This is a genomic window from Massilia sp. 05N420 (assembly GCF_056397205.1).
On record NZ_JBFTMX010000025.1, the window covers coordinates 1 to 20,299 of the forward strand.

Annotated in this window: 14 protein-coding genes; 8 read left to right on the forward strand and 6 right to left on the reverse strand. The window is 65.9% G+C overall.

The window, feature by feature from the left end; all coding sequences use genetic code 11:
• Positions 1 to 36: 36 nt before the first annotated feature.
• The 3 genes from AC1DIX_RS16840 to AC1DIX_RS16850 are packed head-to-tail and all read right to left on the reverse strand — an operon-like array spanning position 37 to position 2,992.
• Entirely contained in the window at positions 37 to 969 is a 933-nt protein-coding gene (locus AC1DIX_RS16840; protein ID WP_477325875.1) for a TIGR03571 family LLM class oxidoreductase, read from the reverse strand.
• A gap of 13 nt (positions 970 to 982) precedes the next feature.
• Entirely contained in the window at positions 983 to 1,789 is an 807-nt protein-coding gene (gene dkgB, locus AC1DIX_RS16845) for a 2,5-didehydrogluconate reductase DkgB (RefSeq protein ID WP_477325877.1), read from the reverse strand.
• 24 nt (positions 1,790 to 1,813) lie between these two features.
• Positions 1,814 to 2,992 (reverse strand): MFS transporter, encoded by a 1,179-nt coding sequence (locus AC1DIX_RS16850; RefSeq protein ID WP_477325879.1) that lies wholly within the window; start codon positions 2,990 to 2,992, stop codon positions 1,814 to 1,816.
• 112 nt (positions 2,993 to 3,104) lie between these two features.
• Here AC1DIX_RS16850 and AC1DIX_RS16855 point away from each other — a divergent pair, with 112 nt between their 5' ends.
• Positions 3,105 to 4,007: a LysR substrate-binding domain-containing protein gene (locus tag AC1DIX_RS16855; protein ID WP_442122028.1), complete on the forward strand. Its 903-nt coding sequence runs from the start codon at positions 3,105 to 3,107 to the stop codon at positions 4,005 to 4,007.
• Between the two features lie 9 nt (positions 4,008 to 4,016).
• Here AC1DIX_RS16855 and arfB read toward each other — a convergent pair whose 3' ends face one another.
• Genes arfB through AC1DIX_RS16870 form a run of 3 tightly spaced genes read right to left on the reverse strand, consistent with a single transcriptional unit; the run spans position 4,017 to position 7,182 of the window.
• Positions 4,017 to 4,409: an alternative ribosome rescue aminoacyl-tRNA hydrolase ArfB gene (gene arfB, locus AC1DIX_RS16860; protein WP_477325881.1), complete on the reverse strand. Its 393-nt coding sequence runs from the start codon at positions 4,407 to 4,409 to the stop codon at positions 4,017 to 4,019.
• Positions 4,406 to 6,103 (reverse strand): single-stranded-DNA-specific exonuclease RecJ, encoded by a 1,698-nt coding sequence (gene recJ, locus AC1DIX_RS16865; RefSeq protein ID WP_477325883.1) that lies wholly within the window; start codon positions 6,101 to 6,103, stop codon positions 4,406 to 4,408. Before recJ ends, arfB begins: the two co-directional genes overlap by 4 nt.
• Complete coding sequence (locus AC1DIX_RS16870) at positions 6,100 to 7,182, reverse strand: hypothetical protein (protein ID WP_477325885.1); 1,083 nt, start codon at positions 7,180 to 7,182, stop codon at positions 6,100 to 6,102. Before AC1DIX_RS16870 ends, recJ begins: the two co-directional genes overlap by 4 nt.
• A gap of 119 nt (positions 7,183 to 7,301) precedes the next feature.
• On the opposite strand from AC1DIX_RS16870, the gene AC1DIX_RS16875 reads away from it, so the two are divergent.
• The 7 genes from AC1DIX_RS16875 to AC1DIX_RS16905 all read left to right on the forward strand — a co-directional run bounded on the left by AC1DIX_RS16875 (position 7,302) and on the right by AC1DIX_RS16905 (position 20,261).
• Positions 7,302 to 10,748, forward strand: coding sequence for an Ig-like domain-containing protein (locus AC1DIX_RS16875; protein ID WP_477325887.1), 3,447 nt, complete (start codon positions 7,302 to 7,304; stop codon positions 10,746 to 10,748).
• Positions 10,749 to 10,857: 109 nt separating this feature from the next.
• Positions 10,858 to 12,123, forward strand: coding sequence for a lipoprotein-releasing ABC transporter permease subunit (locus AC1DIX_RS16880; protein WP_442122032.1), 1,266 nt, complete (start codon positions 10,858 to 10,860; stop codon positions 12,121 to 12,123).
• A 13-nt stretch (positions 12,124 to 12,136) separates the two neighbouring features.
• Positions 12,137 to 12,844 (forward strand): lipoprotein-releasing ABC transporter ATP-binding protein LolD, encoded by a 708-nt coding sequence (lolD, locus tag AC1DIX_RS16885; protein WP_442122033.1) that lies wholly within the window; start codon positions 12,137 to 12,139, stop codon positions 12,842 to 12,844.
• A 6-nt stretch (positions 12,845 to 12,850) separates the two neighbouring features.
• On the forward strand, positions 12,851 to 13,654 hold the full coding sequence (locus tag AC1DIX_RS16890; protein ID WP_477325889.1) for a TatD family hydrolase: 804 nt from the start codon (positions 12,851 to 12,853) through the stop codon (positions 13,652 to 13,654).
• 177 nt (positions 13,655 to 13,831) lie between these two features.
• Complete coding sequence (locus AC1DIX_RS16895; RefSeq protein WP_477325891.1) at positions 13,832 to 16,690, forward strand: type VI secretion system Vgr family protein; 2,859 nt, start codon at positions 13,832 to 13,834, stop codon at positions 16,688 to 16,690.
• Between the two features lie 30 nt (positions 16,691 to 16,720).
• Positions 16,721 to 18,394, forward strand: coding sequence for a PGAP1-like alpha/beta domain-containing protein (locus AC1DIX_RS16900; protein WP_477325893.1), 1,674 nt, complete (start codon positions 16,721 to 16,723; stop codon positions 18,392 to 18,394).
• Positions 18,395 to 18,653: 259 nt separating this feature from the next.
• Positions 18,654 to 20,261, forward strand: coding sequence for a T6SS immunity protein Tli4 family protein (locus tag AC1DIX_RS16905; RefSeq protein ID WP_477325895.1), 1,608 nt, complete (start codon positions 18,654 to 18,656; stop codon positions 20,259 to 20,261).
• The last annotated feature ends 38 nt before the right edge of the window (positions 20,262 to 20,299 follow it).

Consider the following 20,299-nt stretch of genomic DNA (forward strand, 5'->3'; position numbering starts at 1 on the left):
CCCGAATTGCATTTCTAATGTGCTCTGACCCCGAATTTAGCGGGCGAGATGAAAATGCGGCAGCACGTGCTCGGCGATCTCGTGGAAGGTCTCGTCGAGTGGCCGGCGGTTGCGGCGGAAGTGCAGGCCGACGTGGTCGACGCCGGCTGCGCGCAGTGCCTGCAGTTCGGCGATCAGTGCCTCGCGGCCGCCGCGCAGGCCGAAGCGCCAGCGCTGCAGGGGCTCGTCGGGCCGCTCGGCCAGGTCCAGGTGGATGAAGCTGGCGTAGGGCTTGGCGCCGGCCACCGCGCGCCAGGCGGCGACGCGGTGCTGGTGGTCCTCGGGCGTGCCGGGATAGGCCAGGCAGCCATCCATCCGTTCGCCGATCCAGGCCGGCTCCTGCTGGGCGAGACCGGCCACCAGCAGCGGCAGCGGCGCATCCATCTTCGGCAGCACGTCCAGTCCCGGCGGCAGGATAGCCTGCGCGCCATCGCGCAGCAGCGCCACCTGTTCGCGGAAGCTGCCGCCGCGCCCGGCGAAGTCGCGGCCGAACAGCGGATACTCGACCGGCCGGTCGCCGCTGGCCACGCCCATCAGCAGGCGGTTGCCGCTCAGGCGCTGCACGGTCGCGGCCGACTTCAGCGTGAGCAGGGGCTCGCGGATCGGCAGCACCACGGCGGCGGTGCCGAGCAGGATGTCGTTGGTGATGCCGGCCAGGTAACCCAGGTAGGAAAATACCTCGAACACCTGGGCCGCATCGCCGAAGGACGGGTCATACACCGGCACGTCGCGCACCCACAGGGCACGGAAGCCGAGCCGGTCGGCCAGCCGCGCCAGGTCGGCATGGCGCTGCAGGTCCGGCTCGCCGGGCAGCCGATTCGACGCGCGCCGGGCGTTCTCGCCGGCCTGGGTCCAGTCGTTGTCCAGCGGAGCTTCGATGCCGATGCTGAAACCACCGGAGGCAAGGCGAGCGAGCGCGGGGCTGTTCATGGCAGGTCTCCCTTCAGTCCCACACCGGCGCCAGGCCCTCGGGGCTGACTTCGCGGCCGTTGCGGTCGAGCGCCGCGATCTGCGCCATGCCGTCGGCGTCCAGCACGAGTTCACGCGCCAGCAGGTTGCTGGCCAGGTTCTCGCGCTTCGTGGACGACGGAATCACCGCATAGCCCAGTTGCAGGGCCCAGGCGAGTGCCACCTGGGCCACGGTCGCCTGGTGCTTGTCGGCGATGCGCGCCAGCACCGGATCCTTCAGCACCTTGCCGTAGGCCAGGGTCATGTAGGAAGTGACGGTGATGCCCTGTTCTTCCAGGAAGGAGGTCAGCTTGCGGCCCTGCAGGTAGGGGCTCAGCTCGATCTGGTTGGTGGCGATCTGGTCCTTGCCGACGACGTCGATGGCCTGCCGCGTCAGTGCGATATTGAAGTTGGAAATGCCGATCTGGCGCGTCAGGCCCAGGGATTTCGCTTCGGCCAGCGCTTCCATGGTCTCCGGCAGCTCGACGCCGTTGCCGGGCGCCGGCCAGTGGATCAGGGTCAGGTCGACATAGTCGGTGCGCAGTTTCTCCAGGCTCTCGCGCAGGCTGGGGACGAGCTGCTCCCGCGCATGGTTGGCGGTCCAGATCTTGGTGGTCAGGAACAGCTCGGAGCGCTGCACACCGCTTTCCGCCACGGCCTGGCCGACTTCGGCTTCGTTGCCGTAGATCTGCGCCGTGTCCACCGCCCGGTAGCCGAGCTCGAGTGCGGTCGACACCGAATCGATGACGGTCTGGCCGGTCAGGCGGAAGGTGCCGACGCCGAAGGAAGGGATCTTGCTCATGGTATATGTCCTTATCAAGTCGAATTAGATGGAAGAAGAGGAAGTGCAGGCCGCATCCCGCTGGTGCCCGGCATTGCCGATCCAGACCAGGGCGAGACCGCCGGCAGCGAGCGCCGCGCCGACGTAAGGCACAGCCGCATAGCCGAGTCCCTGGCCGATGACCACGCCGCCAAGGGCCGCGCCGACCGCGTTGCCGAGGTTGAAGGCGCCGACGTTCACCGACGAAGCCAGACCCGGCGCCTGGGAGGCAGCCTGCATGACGCGCATCTGTACCGGCGGCACGATGCCGAAAGCCGCGGCACCCCAGACCAGCAGGCCGATGGCGGCGCCGACATGGGTTTTCATCAGCAGCGGCAGCAGCACCATGACGACGGCGAGCGAAGCGAGGATCAGCTTGGTGGCGCCATCCAGCGACCAGTCGGCCAGGCGGCCACCCAGGCTATTGCCGACGGTGAAGCCGATACCGATCAGTACCAGGGCGAGGGCGACGAAGCCCGGGCTGGCCTGGGTGATCTCGGCCAGCATCGGTGCCACATAGGTGTAGAGCGCGAACATGGCGCCCGAGCCCAGCACGGTGGTGCCCATGGCCAGCAGCACTTCGCGGCTCGTCAGCACCTTCAGCTCGCGGCGCACGTCCGGGCGCTCGCCCGGTTCACCCTTGGGCAGGGCCAGCCACAGCGCGCCGATGGTGATCAGGCCCAGCACGGCGGTGCCGCCGAAGGCAAGACGCCAGCCGACCTGCTGGCCGATCCAGGTGGCCGCCGGCACGCCGCCGACGTTGGCGACCGTCAGACCCATGAACATGGCCGCGATCGCGCTGGCCTGTTTCTCTTTCGGCACCACGCTGGCGGCCACGACCGCGCCGATGCCGAAGAAGGCGCCATGGTTGAGGCTGGTGATCAGGCGCGACAGCAGCAGGGTGGTATAGCCTGGCGCGAATGCAGACAGCAGGTTGCCGACCGTAAAGATAAGCATCAGCGACATCAGCGCCGCCCGTTTGCCGAAGCGGCTGAACAGCAGGGTCATCACCGGGGCGCCGACCATCACGCCGATCGCGTAGGCGGACACGAGCATGCCAGCGGTGGGGATGTTGACGTTCACGCCGTCGGCGATCACCGGCAACAGCCCCATGGGCGTAAATTCGGTGGTGCCGATGGCAAAGGCGCCGGTCGCCAGGGCCAATAAGGCGGTTGAAGATTTCATTGCAGCTCCTTGAAGAAGAATCCGTCGGGTTTTTCGATGGAAGTATTGTCCTTGGTTTATATTTGCGGATTAAGACCCTGATCGGCCAAAGACTTTTGCGTTTGAATCAAAAATGAAGACAACCCTCGACGAAATGCAGGCCTTCGTGGCCGTAGTGGACACGGGCTCGCTCACCGGCGCGGCGGAACTGCTGGGGATGACGGTATCGGCGACCAGCCGCGCGCTGGGACGGCTGGAAGAAAAGCTGCAGACGACGTTGCTGCGCCGGACGACGCGGCGGCTGGAATTGACGGAAGAGGGCGCGACCTTCCTGGAACACGCGCGCACCATCCTGGATTCGGTCGACGCGGCGGAAGAACAGATGGCGGCGCGGCGCATGCGCCCGGCCGGGCGGCTGCGGGTCGATGCGGCCACGCCCTTCATGCTGCATGTGCTGGTGCCGCTGATCGAAGGCTTCCGCGCCCGCTATCCGGACGTGGAGCTGGAATTGAACTCGAACGAAGGCATCACCGACCTGATCGAAAAGCGCACCGACGTGGCCCTGCGCATCGGTGTCCTGAAGGATTCGACCTTGCACGCCCGGCTGGTGGGAACGAGCCGCATCCGCGTGCTGGCCAGCCCAGCCTATCTGGCGCGTCACGGCACCCCGGCCGGACCGGAGGAACTGGGGCAGCACGTGCTGCTCGGCTTTAACCAGCCCGAAACCCTGAACGACTGGCCGCTGCGCGATACCGACGGCTGCACGCTGCGCATCCGCCCGACCATCGCCTCGTCCAGCGGCGAGACGCTGCGGCAGATGGCGCTGGCCGACCTCGGCATCGTTTGCCTCTCGGATTTCATGACCCGCGAAGACCGCGCGAACGGCCGGCTGGTCCAGCTCTTCCCGGAACAGACCCTGGACGTGCTCCAGCCCATCAATGCCGTCTACTACCGCAACACGGCGCTGGCCGCCCGCATCACCTGCTTCGTCGACCACGTGGTGGCGGTACTGGGCAAGCGTCCGTTCGAGGCCTGATCGGGTTTGCTAGTCCTTGACCTTGCCGCGCAGCGCCTTGATCTGGCCGCTGCGGGTCTTCTCGTCCAGCCGGCGGCGTTGGGATGAACGCGTCGGCCCGGTCGGGCGCCGCACCGCCTGCACCACGGCCGCCTTGTCGATCAGCTCCTGCAGGCGCCGCAGGGCGTCTTCCTTGTTGGCTTCCAGGCTGCGCGACTGCTGGGCTTTCAGCACCAGCACGCCATCCTCGGTGATACGGCTGTCGCGCATCGCCAGCAGGCGCTCCTTGACATGGTCCGGCAGTGAGGAGGCCTTGACGTCGAAACGCGCGTGCACGGCGCAGGAGACCTTGTTGACGTTCTGCCCGCCCGGACCCTGGGCCCGGATCGCACTGAACTCGACCTCGTCCGGATTCAGCTTCACACCGGCTCGGCGTGCTCGACCAGCAGCTGCACCTTGGTCACGCCGTTGTACTCGTTGGCGTCCAGCCGGAAGGCCACGCGCGCGCGTTCGCCCAGGGCGGCCGTGTTGCCGAACCAGATCGCGTCGTAACGCCGGCCGTTCCGCTCGAGCAGCAGTTTCAGGTGCTTCTCTTTGAGGACGCGCTGGCTGACCACGCGGAACTCGTCGCAGAACACCGGCGGCGCGAAGCCCTGGCCCCAGACCTGGCCGTCCAGCAGCTCGATGAACTGCACGGTATAAAAATCGTCTTCCAGCGGGCCGTCGGTCTCGACCACCCGCTCGAGCTGGGCTTCGCTCAGCCACGCCCGGCCGATGGCTTCGAAGGCCTCGCGGAAGGTGTCGAAGTGCTCATGCCGGATCGACAGGCCGGCCGCCATCGCGTGGCCGCCGAACTTGTCGATCAGTCCCGGCACGCGCTTGGACACGAGGTCCAGCGCATCGCGCATGTGGAAGCCCGCGATCGAGCGTCCCGAACCCTTGATCCAGCCGTCGCCGGCCGGGGCGAAAGTGATGGTCGGGCGGTAGAACTTCTCCTTCAGGCGCGAGGCGACGATGCCGATCACGCCCTGGTGCCAGCTCTCGTCGAACACGGCGATGGTGCTGGCATCCGACGGGTTGAAATCGTCCAGGTGGAGCAGGGCGGTATCCTGCATCTCGGCCTCGATCTCGCGGCGCTTCAGGTTGATCTCGTTGAGCTGCTGGGCGATCTGCCAGGCGCGGTCTTCATCGTCCGTTACCAGGCACTCGATCCCGAGCGACATGTTTTCCAGCCGGCCGGCGGCGTTCAGGCGCGGACCCAGGGCGAAGCCCAGGTCGAAGGGCGAGGCGCAGCGCGCTTCGCGGCCCGCCACGCGGAACAGCGCGGCGATGCCGGCATGCATGCGGCCCGCGCGCATGCGCTTGAGGCCCTGGGCGACCAGGATGCGGTTATTGGTGTCGAGTTTGACGACGTCGGCCACCGTGCCCAGCGCGACCAGGTCGAGCAGGGAATCCAGCTTCGGCTGGGAGACGGCGTCGAACACGCCGCGCTTGCGCAGTTCGGCACGCAGGGCCAGCAGCACGTAGAACACGACCCCGACCCCGGCCAGGTGCTTGCTGGGGAAGCCGCACTCGGGCTGGTTGGGATTCACGATCACGCGCGCGTCCGGAAGATGGTCGCCCGGCAGGTGGTGGTCGGTGACCACGACCTCGATGCCGCGCGCACGCGCCGCCTCGACGCCGTCGATGCTGGCGATGCCGTTGTCGACGGTGATGATGATGTCGGGCGATTTTTCGCGCGCGGTCAGCTCGACGATTTCCGGCGTCAGGCCGTAGCCGTACTCGAAACGGTTCGGCACGATATAGTCGACGTGGGCACCCATCGAGCGCAGGCCGCGCAGGGCGGTGGCGCAGGCGGTGGCGCCGTCGCAGTCGTAGTCGGCGACGATGGTCATCTTCTTCCGGCTTTGGATGGCGTCGGCCAGGTACACGGCGGCGGCGTCGATCTGCAGCAGGGCGGTGGGCGGCAGCAGGGCCTGCAGTTCGCTGGCCAGCTCGCGCGGGTCGGACAGGCCGCGCGCGGCGTACACGCGGGCCAGAACGGGATGGATTCCGCCCTGGGCCAGCTGCTCGCTCTGGCGGCCGGGGAAGGGACGGGTGGAGATACGGGTCTTCACTTCTTCAGATGTTCCAAGGTCGGACGGCGCCAGAATTTGCGCTGGGCCATCGGTGTGGTCGTGGTTTCCAGGTGGCCGTCGCGGTGGCTCAGCACCAGCCGCAAGGCCTTGATACGGCCCTGCTTGAGGGCCGCCAGCAGGGGCGCGAACAGCGTCTGCTCGAGGGTGTGCATTTCCTGCAGCCAGGCGTGCCAGTCGGCCGCGATGGCCGCGGCGGCGGCGTTGCCGCAGACGAGCAGGCGGCCCTTGTCGGCACCCCCGTCGCCATCGGCGATCAGGGCGCCGATGCCGTCCAGGCTGTCGAGGCGCTGGTCGGCCAGGGCCGTCAGCCAGCCCGGCGCGGCATAGGTGGCCACCGCGGGCTGGGGCGCCAGCTTGCCGGCGGCGCGCGCCACCAGTTTCAAGGCATGCTCGGCCGCCACGCTCGACGCGCCCCAGGGCCAGATCGAATTGATCGGGGCCTGGCCGCGCGCTTCGCGGGCCGCGTTGACAGGGTGGGTGTACCAGCTGACCTGGACTTCGTTCTGCAGCTTGCGGAAGGCGCGCGCCTGCGCCCCGGCCGGCACCCAGTCGGTCAGGTTCATGCCGACCGCGGCGTCCGGGCTGGCGGTCTGGATGCCGTCCCAGGTGTCGGCGCGCAGGAACCAGGTGTCGGGCGCGCCGTACAGCAGCGCGTGGCCGGCCTCCTCGCAGCAGGCGAGCGCGCTGTCGAACAGGCCGCGCGCTTCATCCTCGCGCAGGTCGAGCCGGCGCGTGTCGCCCATCATCAGGTGGCTGTGGGCGATCTGGATGTGGGCCGGGTTCACGATGAACCAGGTGCCGTCGCCCGGATCGAGGCCGTAGCCGCGCATGCTGCTGGTGGCGAAGCCGGGCGCGGTGCCGTTGGCCAGGCCGAGGCTGCGCGCGATCCAGAGTTCGTGCGGCAGCACGCGCGCGCTGCCCTCCAGCGGGCGGAACATTTGGCTGGAAGAACGCGACAGCAGCGCCGCCAGGGCCGGGGCATCGAGGGCGCGGATCAGGTCGGGCGCGAATTCGGGAACGGGGAGGGCGAACGGCAGGACGAGCGATATGTGGGCCATGGCGTATTGTAGGACAAATGGAGGCTTCGCCAAAGCGACAGGGGAAACAATCACTGCCAACTATTTTGATACTGACAATTCATCTATAATGGTGCCTTTTGGCAACTAATAGTGATCTTATGGAAACCGGTCGAGGGAAGGCGGAGAAGGCGAGGGGGACGGGAAAAATTGGCGGCCTGGCGCTCATCAAACGGCAGGCACTATGTATTCTTTTGTTATTGCTCGCGCAATTCAGCTTCTGGACCCCGGCCGCTTACGCCTTGTCGCCGGCATGTACCACGCTTGCTTCGCTGAACACGACTTCCTACGTTCGCTCGTTTTCCGCCGCGTCGTTTGCCAGCGGCGAGAGCGTGTCCGTGTCGTACACGGATGACGGCGGAGACCCTGCAGCGATTGAGCCGTTCGCGACGGACCACGTGCTGGTCCAGGATACCAGCTTCACGAATGCCTATGGCCGTAATTACTACAGCAGCTCCAGGGTCGGCGGCCTGCATTCCTTCACCTTGACCTCGTCCCAGCTCACCGCAACCGGTCTGGTTCTCAACATCGCCACCGGCGTGCACATCACCGCCGTGAGCGTCACCTGTACCGGTGCGGCGGCCCCGCCGACCGTTGCCAATGTCAGCGCGACGGTGGCTGCCAACAGCAGCAATAACACGGTGACTTTGGCCATCACCGGAGCGGCAACGTCGGTGGCAGTGGCGTCGGCGCCGAGCCACGGCACAGCTACCGTGTCGGGCACCAGCATCCTGTACACCCCGGCTGCTGGCTACTCGGGTGCGGACAGCTTTACCTATACGGCGACCAACAGCGGCGGCACGTCGAGCAGCGCCACCGCCAGCATTACCGTCACCGCAGCGCCGCCGACCGTCGCCAACGTCAGTGCGACGGTGGCTGCCAACAGCAGCAATAACACGGTGACTCTGGCCATCACCGGAGCGGCGACKTCGGTGGCGGTGGCGTCGGCGCCGAGCCACGGCACAGCTACCGTKTCGGGMAYSAGCATCCTGTACACCCCGGCAGCTGGCTACTCGGGGGCCGACAGCTTCAGCTATACAGCGACCAACAGCGGCGGCACGTCGAGCRSCGCCACCGCCAGCATYACCGTCACCGCWGCRCCGCCGACYGTCGCCAACGTCAGTGCGACGGTGGCTGCCAACAGCAGCAATAACACGGTGRCTTTGGCCATCACCGGAGCGGCRACKTCGGTGGCGGTGGCRTCGGCGCCGAGCCACGGCACAGCTACCGTGTCGGGCACCAGCATCCTGTACACCCCGGCTGCCGGCTACTCGGGGRCCGACAGCTTCAGCTATACAGCGACCAACAGCGGCGGCACGTCGAGCGCCGCCACCGCCAGCATCACCGTCACCGCTGCACCGCCGACTGTCGCCAACGTCASYGCSACGGTSGCYGCCAACAGCAGCAATAACACGGTSRCTYTGGCCATCACCGGAGCGGCAACGTCGGTGGCAGTGGCGTCGGCGCCTAGCCACGGCACAGCTACTGTGTCAGGCACGAGCATCCTTTATACTCCGGCAGCTGGCTATTCCGGGGCGGACAGCTTCACCTACACCGCAAGCAACAACGGCGGTACGTCGGCTGCCGCCACCGCCAGCATCGCCATCACGGCGCCGCCACCCGCGCCGCCGGCCGTCGCCAACGTCAGCGCCACGGTGGCCGCCGACAGCAGGAACAACACGGTGAGTCTGGCAATCACGGGAACGGCAACGTCCGTGACGGTCACCTCGTCTCCAAGCCACGGCACGGTCACCGTATCCGGCACCAGCATGCTGTACACGCCGGCGGCCGGCTATTTCGGTTCCGACAGTTTCAGCTACACGGCGACCAATGGTGGCGGGGCATCGAGCGCCGCCACCGTCAATATTACCGTGACGGCGCCGCCCATGTCCCTGTCGCCGGCTGCCGGTGCGCTGCCGCCAGCCGCCGTCGACAAACCCTACAGCCAGACCTTCGTGGCCGCGGGCGGCACCGGTTCGTTCTCCTACACTGCCTCGGGCGCCCTCCCGGCTGGACTCAGCCTGGGTTCGGACGGCGTACTGACCGGCACACCGGCCGCGGCCGGCAATTACTCGTTCACCGTGACGGCTACCGACACGGCGTCGTCGACGCTCACGTCCGCCTACACGCTGGCGATTGCCCCTGCCGATCGCGGCCCCGTACCGTCTGCCGCGGATCGCAGCGTCACCGTCAATGCCGGGCAATCCATCGTGGTGGATCTGACGGATGGGGCGACCGGCGGCCCCTACACGGGCGCCTCGCTGCTGAGCACAGCCGATGGCGCGCAAGGCGAGGCGGCCATCAGCAAGCTCGTGTTCCTGAGGTTTGCCGCGGCGGCCAAGGCCAGCGGTACGGTGGTGCTGCAATACACCCTCAGCAACGCCGCCGGGACCTCGAACAAGGCAAGCCTGACGATCCATATCGCCGGCCGGCCGGATCCCGGCAAGGATCAGCAGGTGAGCGGCGTGGTCAACGCGCAGGCACAAAGCGCGGTCCAATTCGCCAGCGCCCAGATCGGCAATTTCAACAGGCGCCTGGAAAACCTGCATAACGACGGGGACCGGCTGTCCAGGCCCTTCGATGTGAATGTGAGCCTGCCCCAGAAGACCCGGTTGCAGGAAGCCCAGCGCAACATGGCGCCGCCGCGCAATGCGATCGGTGCAACCGACGCCGACGCACCGGCGAACGCAGCTGCGGAGGTTCGGGGCGAGCGCACCGACTCCGCGCTGGCCGTCTGGACCGGGGGCTACGTCAATTTCGTCAACGGCGATCGTGACAGCCTGCGCTTGGACCACACCGCGGCGGGCATCAGCGTCGGCGGGGATTACCGCTTTTCGTCCGCCTTCGTGGCGGGCCTCGGCCTTGGCTTCGGGCGCGACGTCAGTGACGTCGCCAGGTCCGGCACGCAAAGCAAGGCGACTGCCGCGAGTTCCGCCATGTACGCCAGCTATCACCCGGGGCCGATATTCGTCGACGGCCTCCTGGGCTATGGCCGTCTCGATTTCGACAACCACCGCTACGTGACCGATACGGGCAGCTTTGCGGACGGCAGCCGGATCGGCCAGCAGGTTTTCGGCGCCGTCAGCAGCGGTGTCGAGTTCAAGCGCGAGACCCTGTTGCTGTCGCCTTACGGCCGCCTGCAATTCTCGTCCAGCCGCTTGCGCCACTACCTGGAGTCGGGGGCGGGCATCTACAACCTGGCATATGCGGACCAGCGTATCAACACCCTGGCCGCGATCGTCGGCTTGCGCGGCCAATATGGCATTCCGGTTTCATGGGGCGTCCTCAGGCTGACCGGCCGCGTCGAATACAGCGATGCGGTTCGCCGCAACAGTGTGGCCAGGTTGGGCTATGCCGATACCGGAAACGATACGTATACCGTGACCGTGCTTGGCCTGGACCAGAACAGCCTGTCGATGTCCGCGGGTCTCGAGTTCATGATTCAGCGGGGATGGACGATCGGCCTGAGCTACCAGGGAGCGAGAAGCATGGACGGCAGCACGCATGAAAATGCCTTGCTGCTGCGTGCGGGCTGGAACTATTGGTAATCGACTGTCGGCCTGGGTAGCCGAAATCTATTCCAATTGTGACAATTCCTCACGTGCATTCCCTTTGTATGGCAAACTGCGGGACCAAAAGAAATACGCACTGGAGCCCATGAGCATCATCCACAAATTGCCCTACGAATGGCTGGTCGGCCTGCGCTATACGCGGGCCGGCAAGCGCAGCGGCCGGAACAGTTTTATCTCCTTTATTTCGCTGATTTCGGTGTCCGGCATCGCCCTCGGGGTGGCCGCGCTGATCGTGGTGCTGTCGGTGATGAATGGTTTTCAGAAGGAAGTGATGGACCGCATGCTGTCGGTGCTGGCCCATATCGAGGTCTTCGACGCCAGCGGCAGCATGCCCGACTGGCGCCAGGAAGAGCAGCAAGCCTTCCGCAACCCGGCCGTGCGCGGTGCCGCGCCCTTCGTCGAGACCCAGGGCCTGCTGGTGCGCGACGACGTCATGAAGCCGGCCGCCATCCGCGGCATCCTGCCGGAAGAAGAGCACAAGGTATCAAGCGTCGGCAAGCAGGTCCGCCAGGGCAGCCTGCAGAACCTGCGTCCGGGCGAATTCAACATCGTGCTGGGCTATGTGCTGGCGCGCTCGCTCGGCGTCGGCGTCGGCGACAAGGTCACCATGATGCTGGCCCAGGCCCAGACCACCCCGGCCGGCATGGTGCCGCGCACCCGCAGCTTCACGGTGGCCGGTATCTTCGAGGCCGGCCATTACGAATTCGATTCGGCGATGGCCTTCGTCCACCTGCAGGACGCCGAGCGCATGGAGCGCCTGCAGGCGCCGATGGGCCTGCGCCTGCGCATCGCCGACATGCACCAGGCCCCGCAGGTGGCGGCGGAACTCAAGAAGTCGATGCCCGGCGACCTGGTCATGCGCGACTGGTCCAAGCTGAACGCCAACTGGTTTGCCGCCGTCCAGACCGAAAAGCGGATGATGTTCATCATCCTGACCCTGATCATCGCGGTGGCCGCGTTCAACCTGGTCTCGACCCTGGTGATGACGGTGACCGACAAGCAGCCCGACATCGCGATCCTGCGCACGCTCGGCTCATCGCCGCGCTCGATCATGAAGATTTTCATGATCCAGGGCGCCCTGGTCGGCATCATGGGCACCATCGCCGGCGTCGCGCTGGGGGTGCTGGTGGCCCTGAACATCGACGTGATCGTGCCCTTCATCGAGCACCTGTTCGGGATCCAGTTCCTGTCCAAGGATATCTACCTGATCAGCGAGATCCCCTCGGACATGCGCTGGCCGGACGTTTTCAAGATCGGCGGCGTGTCGGTGCTGCTGGCTTTCGTGGCGACCCTGTATCCGAGCTGGTCGGCGTCGCGCGTGAAGCCCGCGGAGGCCCTGCGCTATGAATGACATGCGAAAAGAAATGAGCAATACCATGAACACTGCCGGCGCGCCGGTCCTGTCCTGCCGCGGCGTCGGCAAGACCTTCCGCGAAGGCGACTACGCCGTGCGGGTGCTGGACAATATCGACTTTTCCATCGGCCGCGGCGAACGCGTGGCCATCGTCGGCGCCTCCGGGTCCGGCAAGTCGACCCTGCTGCACATCCTCGGCGGCCTCGATACCCCGAGCGGCGGCGCGGTGGTGCTGCAGGGCGAGGACTTCGCCGCGCTGTCGGAAACCCGGCGCGGCGAGCTGCGCAACGCGTCGCTCGGCTTCGTCTACCAGTTCCACCACCTGCTGCCGGAGTTCTCGGCGCTGGACAACGTCGCCATGCCGCTCCTAATCCGCCGCGTGAAGCGCGAGGAGGCGGTGGCGCGCGCCGAAGCCATGCTGGCCAGGGTCGGCCTGGCCAAGCGCGCCATCCACCGGCCCGGCGAACTCTCGGGCGGCGAGCGCCAGCGCGTGGCCCTGGCGCGCGCACTCGTCACCGAGCCGGCCTGCGTGCTGGCCGACGAGCCGACCGGGAACCTCGACCACAACACCGCCGAGACGATCTTCGACCTGATGCTGGAACTCTCGCGCACCCTCGGCACCGCCTTCGTGATCGTGACCCACGATCCGGAACTGGCGCGCCGCTGCGACCGCGTGCTGCGCCTGACCGAGCACGGACTGCAGGCCGAACAGACCTGAACCGCCATGTGGATCGACACCCACTGCCACCTCGACGCCCATGAGTTCGGCGACGAGTCCCTGCAGGTCGCGGCGCGCGCAGGGCAGGCCGGGGTGTCGATGATCGTGATCCCGGCCGTCGAACGCGGCAACTTCGAGATCGTTCGCAAGCTGGCCCATGCCGCCCCGAACGCCAGCTACGCGCTCGGCATCCACCCGATCCATGTGCCGCGGGCGACCGAGGACGACCTGGCGCTGCTGCGCCGCCTGGCCGAAGAGGCGATGGCGGACCCGCGCTTCGTGGCCATCGGCGAGATCGGCCTGGACTTTTTCATCCCCATGCTGTGCGAGCCGGCCATGCGCGAGAAGCAGGAGCTTTTCCTGCGCGAGCAGCTGCGCATCGCGCGCGATCTCGGCCTGCCGGTGCTGACCCACGTGCGCCGCTCGCAGGACCAGGTGCTCAAGCACGTGCGCCAGATCAGGCCGAACGGCGGCATCGCCCACGCCTTCAACGGCAGCTTCCAGCAGGCGCAGAACTTCATCGACCTGGGATTCCGCCTCGGCTTCGGCGGCGCCATGACCTTTACGCGCGCACTGCAGATCCGGCGTTTGGCGGCGGAGCTGCCGCTGGACGCCATCGTGCTCGAGACCGATGCGCCCGACATCGCCCCCAGCTGGATCCACCCCGGCCGCAACAGCCCCGAGGAGCTGCCGGCGATCGGCCGCATGCTGGCCGGGCTGCGCGGCATGCCCGAATCCGAGGTCGGTGCGGCCACCTGGCGCAGCGCGCTGGGCGCGATTCCACGCCTGGAAAAGCTGCTCGCGCCTTGAAGATCGTCTAAGCGCGCGCTTCCTCACCCATCCCGCATGCATGGTGCCGTGCGCTGACACCGTGAGGCGCAGCAGACGCACCGTCGCGCGCGCCGGTTTCCGCGTTCACGCAGCCACGACCATTCCGGCAGAATGAAGTTCCGTCCGGAGCTGCCCTGAAGCGTATGACGCATTGCAATGTTTGCTCCACGCACCGTGGAAGAATGGGTGCTTCCGCGGCACGACGGCACGCATGGAGGAGACACGGTGGAGAGCGCGAGCGAATTCCTGCGGCTGCTGCAGCACGAGAAGTCCCTGAGCACGGCCCATCGCCCCCTGCGCCTGCGCCTGGCGCACGCCGGGCAGCTCTCCGAGGACGTCCTGCTGCCGCAGCGGGTGGTGGGCAGCGAGGCGGTCTGCGGCGGCATCGAGTATCGCGTCGCCTGCCTGGCCGGCAGCCCGCACCTGCCGCTCAAGGAACTGATCGCACTGCCGGCCGAGATCCAGTTCGTCACCGACCGCGGCCACCTGCGCAGCGTCTGCGGCCTGGTCACCGAGGCGCGCGCCGGCGATTCCGACGGCGCCCTGGCGGCCTACGAACTGGTGCTGCGCGACGTTTTCGCGGTGATGGAAAAGCGCAGCAACAGCCGCGTGTTCCGCTATCAGAACGAGCTGGAGATCGCGCAGGTCCTGTGCGACGAATGGCGCCACTCGAACACCGTGCTGGCGAATGCCTTCGAACTGGAGATCGACCCGCTGATCGACATGCGCGACTACCCGCCGCGCGAACAGACCATGCAGCACAACGAATCGGACGCCGAATTCGTGCGCCGCCTGCTGAAGCGCCGCGGCATCGCCTGGGTCTTCCGTCCGGGACGCAGCCGCAACACGGCGGTCGACCCCGCACACGACCGCACCCCGGCCCATACGCTGCTGCTGTTCAGCGACGCCGGCAGCCTCCCGCGCAATGCCGCCGGCAGCGTGCGCTACCACCGCGACGGCATCGCCGACGGCCGCGACACCGTGACCTCCTGGACCGCCGCGCGCCGCCTGCAGCCCGGCGTCACCACCCGCCATAGCTGGGACTACAAGAACCCGGCCGGCGGGCAGTTCATGACTGCCAGCGCGCGCAGCATGGCCGACCAGGGCCCGAGCGGCAACCAGCTCGCCGCCACCCTGGACGACTACCTGATCGAGATGCCGCACGCCGGCAACGACGTCGACGACCACTGGCGCCTCGGCCACGTGCGCATGAGCCGCCACGAATTCGAATCGAAGTGCTTCCACGGCGAGGGCAGCGTGCGGGACTTCTGCGCCGGCCAGTATTTTTCGCTGGAAGACCATCCCGAGATCGATACCCACCCGGCGTCCGAGCGCGACTTCGTCATCACCGAACTGCGCGTGGTGGCCGACAACAACCTGCCGCGCGAGCTGGCCGCGCCGGTGTCCGCGCTGCTCGGCACGGTCGGACCGGCGTCCTCCGCGGAAGGCGGCGGCCGCGTGCGAATCGCCTTCAGTGCGGTCCGGCGCGGCATCCCCATCGTACCCGCCTTCGACCCGCGCAGCGATCTGCCGCATCCGCAGCTGCAAAGCGCGATCGTGGTCGGCCCGCCGAACGAAGACGTGCATTGCGACGCGCTCGGCCGCGTGAAGATCCGCTTTCCCGGCATGCGCGCCGCCGACCACGAGCATGCGCGCGGCGCCGGCGCCTCCGGCGGCCCCGCGGATTCCGCCTGGGTGCGGGTGGCTTCGAACTGGGCCGGCAACGGCAGCGGCAGCCAGCACCAGTCCGGCGACATTCAGCTGCCGCGCGTCGGCACCGAGGTGCTGGTGGCCTTCCTGGGCGGCGACCCTGACCGCCCCATCATTCTTGCCCAACTGTACAACCAGCGCTCGGCGCCGCCGGCCTTCAACGGCGCGGGCAAGCTGCCGGGCAACCGCTATCTGTCCGGCACCCGCACCCGCGAAATCGGCGGCGCACGCGGCAACCAGCTGCGCTTCGACGATACCCGCGGCCAGATCAGCGCCCAGCTGGGCAGCGATCACGGTGCCTCGGAACTCAACCTGGGCTGGATGACCCGGCCGCGCGACCACGGCGGCGCCGAAGCGCGCGGCGAGGGCGCCGAACTGCGCAGCGAGCTGTCGGTGGCGGTGCGCGGCGCGCAAGGTGTGTTGATCAGCGCCGAGCCGGGCGAGGGCGGTTCCACCGGCCAGCTCGGGCGCGCCGGCCTGGTCGGCCTGGCCGAAGTCATGCAGGGCATCCTCGACGAAGTCGGCAAGCTGGCGGCCGTCCACAACGAAGACGAGCCCTCGCAGCAGCGCCTGGCCGCGCTGGTCGAAAAGCTCAAGCGCTGGCATGAAGGCAGCAACGTCGCCGAGGGCGCCGCTGGCGGCGGTGCGGCCATCGTCGCCGCCAGCGCCCCGGCCGGCGCGATCGTCGCCAGCAGCGACAACCTGGCGCTGGGCGCGGCCAGCAAGGTGGACGTGGTGAGCGCCGGCGACGCCGAGATCTCGACCGGCCGCAACATCTTCCTGCGCGCCGCCCGCGGCCTGAGCCTGTTCGCCCACGAGATGGGCATGAAGCTGGGCGCGGGGCGCGGCGACATCGTCGTCCAGACCCACCTGGGCAACATCCAGATCAAGTCGTCCGGCCGCATCAGCCTGATCGCCGCCGAACGCATCGAGCTGGAGGCGCCGGCCGTAAAGATCATCGCTCCTGGCGCCACCACCGACTGGATCGACGGCAAGATCACGCACCAGAGCAGCAGCCAGCAGATCCACAAGGGCTCCGACTTCATGTACTTCGGCCCCGGCGGCGCCAGTCCGAAGGACGTGCGCCTGCCTGCTTCGCACCTGCACACCGACGAATACGTGGTACTGCGCCACCTGCAGACCGGTGCGCCGATCCCGAACCAGCGCTATCGCGCCACCTTCGAAGACGGCCGCACCGTGACCGGACGCACCGACGACCAGGGCCGGACGTCGCTGCTGATCGGAGAAATGATCGGCGGCGTCGACATGGCCTACCTTCCCGAAGACGACGATCCGGTCGCCTGAGCCGGATCCATTACCTCACACGGAGCGCGCATGGCAGACCCGACCCGCCCATTGCCGAACCTCGTCCCGCAGCCGGACGGCAGCTGGACCGGACGCACGGTGCTGACGCCGACGGCGCTCAAGACCAGGGGCTTGTTCACGATGCCGCCGTCAAAGGTGGTGCCGGTGATTGTGGTGCCGGGGATTATGGGGACGAATTTGCGGGCGGCGAAGGATCCGAAGAAGCCGGCGAACCAGGAGCTGAAGCGGGGCGAGCAGGCTTGGCGGCCGCCGAATGGTGATATCGATGCGCTCAAGGCAGCGTACATATGGCACAACCGCAAGGCGCGCATTCGGCAGCTATTGTTGGATGCAAAAACACTGGAGGTCGATTCGGCCGGCGAGGTCAACCTGCCGGTTGAGGCTCGGAATTACGGGATGCTCGAAAAGGAAGTACGTGATCGTTGCTGGGGCGAAGTGCACTGGGACTCGTACGGCGGCCTGCTCTTCGCGCTGCACGTCGGGCTGAATCACACTTTTGAAATGAACCCCTCTGACAACAAGCGTGTGGTATGTCGTCATTGGGAGAAGGTCATGGCCTGCGATCCCGCGAAGTGGGGCGTGCGTGCGATCGACAAGTTAACAGAGAAGGAACTTGAGAAGCACGCAGGGTACTACTACCCGGTATATGCCTGTGGGTACAACTGGCTGGAATCGTGTGAGGAATCGGCACTACGGCTCCGTCGCCGAATCGAAAGTACGATCGAATTCTGGGCTCAACATAAACGTGAGTGCAAGAAAGTCATTTTAGTGACGCATTCGATGGGTGGTCTGGTCGCGCGCGCATGTGCGAAACAGATACCTGACAAAATTTTAGGTGTCATCCATGGTGTAATGCCGGCGCTCGGCGCGCCAGCCTGTTATCGCCGGATTGCTTGTGGCACCGAAAGCTCGAGCCCTAGTCATAACGACCCCCGCGCGATGATCGAAGCCAATGTAGTCGCTGAGATCATGGGAACCCAGCCGGAGTTGACGATGCCGGTATTAGCAACCTCGCCGGGTCCATTGCAATTGCTGCCAAACCACCTGTATCCACGTCCGTGGCTACATATTTGTTTGTTTAGCAGGGTCAACAATAGAGATGTGGCCCGCGATATTGTGCATATGCCAACCGGCAACCCATATGATCTATATCGCGATATGGATGCATGGTATCGAATGGTCGACCTTAAACTATGCGATCCTGCAAACAAATATCGAAACAGCAAAAACGCAGTTAAGAATGTTATTTGGGGAGCGATCGATCGCGCCGAACGGTTTCATCGGGACACCTTAGACACTTATTATCACCCGAACACGTATGCCTTCTATGGTTCCGACCGTGCTCATATGTCCTTTGGCTCAGTTCGGTGGGTGGTACGTGATCCCGGTAACGGCGCAGTTTTTACAGAAGCGAATTTGCGGGGAGCGGGCTTTGCTGGTTATCGCGAAACAGTAGGGCGTCGCATCACGGTAGAGGGAAAGACTGCGCTCGACGCTGTACCTGCGTATCAGGACGTCGGGGGTGACGGTACCGTACCGGCAGAATCAGGAGCCGGCCCTCGCGGCAAGGTCAAACAGTTGTTTGAAATCCGTGGCATAGACCACCAAGGAGCGTTCAAGAATGAATCCATTCTGATGCTGACCCAGCACCTCGTCGCGAAGCTGGTACAGGAGTTGCCATGATACCGGCTTGCAAGCACAGCGTCGCTTGGCGTAGCTGCTCGTGTAACGGTGGCATGTCAAGGGAAGGCGGACCCGAAGCTGTCGCGGGTAGCTTGTTCTCCCATTATTCCATCATCAATCCGGTACAGAAGCTGCCATGACGCGAGTGAGGAGACGCGGATGGCGGGAACTTATCGTCCTGCTGGCAGCCCTCGTCTGTGCGGGGAGCTGGGCAGCCGGCCAGGTCCGCAGTATGCGAGACAGATCCGAGGTGGCAAAAATGACGGAAAAAATGAGAACCGTGTGTGTCGGTCGATATCTGGTCGACGTGCCGGTTCAGGCAGAAGTCAGCATGTCGCACGAGAGAATCGATGGATTTGCAATTGAAACGATAGAAGAAAGTGATACCGAATTTCGCGCACGGATCGCCGCGCGCGAAGCAGAGATCAACGCACGGGGTGCCGAAGCTCGCGCTAACGGACCAGGGGGAATTGTTACGGTGCGCGATCTGCGCATTCCTGGAATGATCGGACGTACCGTCGTGTACGGACGAACCCGCAGCCACGGGTACGAACAAGGGCGACGGGTAGATACCGAGTGGGTGTCCGTCGAGAGCCATGCCCATATCAATGGCCTTAGCGTTTCGCTATCGGCTGATTATGTCGACGAGGGGGATGCCAAGGTAGCCGAAGCACTGCTTTCACAGTTACGGCTGCGCGGCGAGGATGAAATTCCGAGTGTGCCCGGCTTTTGCGTCTGGCGAGCAGTATTCGCTGAGCCGCTGCCTCCACATAAGACCGAACATATCGCCATGCACATCGGTCTGCCCGGCCATCCCGACTTGGCGATGACCCTGGCCAGTATGCCCGGTGGCGGATCCGATCCGAGCCTCCCTGCGCGTACCGCAACCACCGATGCAACCATGGGAGCGGAAGCCTTACTTCGCATTACCAAGCTTAGAGAACACAAGCGCATCATCAACGGAATTGACGGCGATGAGCTGTTGATTCGTGTGCGCGAATTCAATTTCACCACGACCTACGGTTTCAACTGGGAGACCCCGGGTGTGGACGACGACCTGTTCCAACCTTATCTGTCGTTGGAGCTACAGTCTGGCATTTCGGAACGGGTAGGGGGCAAGCCGGTCGAGACAAGTCTGCACGAAGATGCAATGCTCAATTTATGGGACAGCATTGCTTCCAGCATCCGCGTCCGTAAGAGTGGTCCGCCACCGTCGGGGGGAACTCCGCCTCAGCCATCGGGGCCGAAACTCGGTGCCGTCGCCAGTGCAGGCGAAGTCTGTCCACAATCCGGTTGGTGGCGTTGTTCCGAAGGTGGGCCTCGGTTGGACGTACACGGTGGTCGGGTACAGTTCATCCGCCAAGGGGATCGCATGCCGCAGGCGCTGTTATTGCCACGGCAAACCTTATGGCAAAAGTTGAAGCGTATCCAGCCCAGCGTCGAAACTCCGCGGCCAACCACGTGGACCTTGGTCGACAAACGCCAGCGCCCACGTGGCCTAACCTCGGTGACGTTCGCATCCGCTATCACCTCAGCCTCGGGACGGGACCGCGTTGCTGCTGATGGGCGCACAGTCGCTATCGGGACATATGTTCGTACAGGAGAGCCCTGTCCGGCGAGTGGCTGGTGGCGCTGTGAAGAGCCGCAGGCGCTCGACGGAACGCGTTGGTTCGCGCAAGGCAGCCTGCTGCCGGCCGCTACCTTTCAGGTACCGGCCGGCGTCTTCGTGAAATCCAGCGGACCGGAAGTGATTCAGCGTCGCAGTGGGTGGCAATTGATGCGGCTTGCCGAGGCTGCCCCGTCAGTAGCGCCTGCTCCAGTGCTGGCAGACAGCGTGCCGGCCGACGATCCGCCGGCATTCGTTTGAACTTCTGGCGTCCTGTCGGTATCTCTTAACGTGTCGGA

What these genes read in the sequence shown, in the direction of transcription:
- dkgB (WP_477325877.1), bottom strand. Translation starts at nt 1,789, where the DNA reads ATGAGCAAGATCCCTTCCTTCGGCGTCGGCACCTTCCGCCTGACCGGC.
- AC1DIX_RS16905 (WP_477325895.1), top strand. Translation starts at nt 18,654, where the DNA reads ATGACGGAAAAAATGAGAACCGTGTGTGTCGGTCGATATCTGGTCGAC.
- AC1DIX_RS16850 (WP_477325879.1), bottom strand. Translation starts at nt 2,992, where the DNA reads ATGAAATCTTCAACCGCCTTATTGGCCCTGGCGACCGGCGCCTTTGCC.
- lolD (WP_442122033.1), top strand. Translation starts at nt 12,137, where the DNA reads ATGAGCAATACCATGAACACTGCCGGCGCGCCGGTCCTGTCCTGCCGC.
- AC1DIX_RS16890 (WP_477325889.1), top strand. Translation starts at nt 12,851, where the DNA reads ATGTGGATCGACACCCACTGCCACCTCGACGCCCATGAGTTCGGCGAC.
- AC1DIX_RS16900 (WP_477325893.1), top strand. Translation starts at nt 16,721, where the DNA reads ATGGCAGACCCGACCCGCCCATTGCCGAACCTCGTCCCGCAGCCGGAC.
- AC1DIX_RS16895 (WP_477325891.1), top strand. Translation starts at nt 13,832, where the DNA reads ATGTTTGCTCCACGCACCGTGGAAGAATGGGTGCTTCCGCGGCACGAC.
- AC1DIX_RS16840 (WP_477325875.1), bottom strand. Translation starts at nt 969, where the DNA reads ATGAACAGCCCCGCGCTCGCTCGCCTTGCCTCCGGTGGTTTCAGCATC.
- AC1DIX_RS16880 (WP_442122032.1), top strand. Translation starts at nt 10,858, where the DNA reads ATGAGCATCATCCACAAATTGCCCTACGAATGGCTGGTCGGCCTGCGC.
- AC1DIX_RS16870 (WP_477325885.1), bottom strand. Translation starts at nt 7,182, where the DNA reads ATGGCCCACATATCGCTCGTCCTGCCGTTCGCCCTCCCCGTTCCCGAA.
- AC1DIX_RS16855 (WP_442122028.1), top strand. Translation starts at nt 3,105, where the DNA reads ATGAAGACAACCCTCGACGAAATGCAGGCCTTCGTGGCCGTAGTGGAC.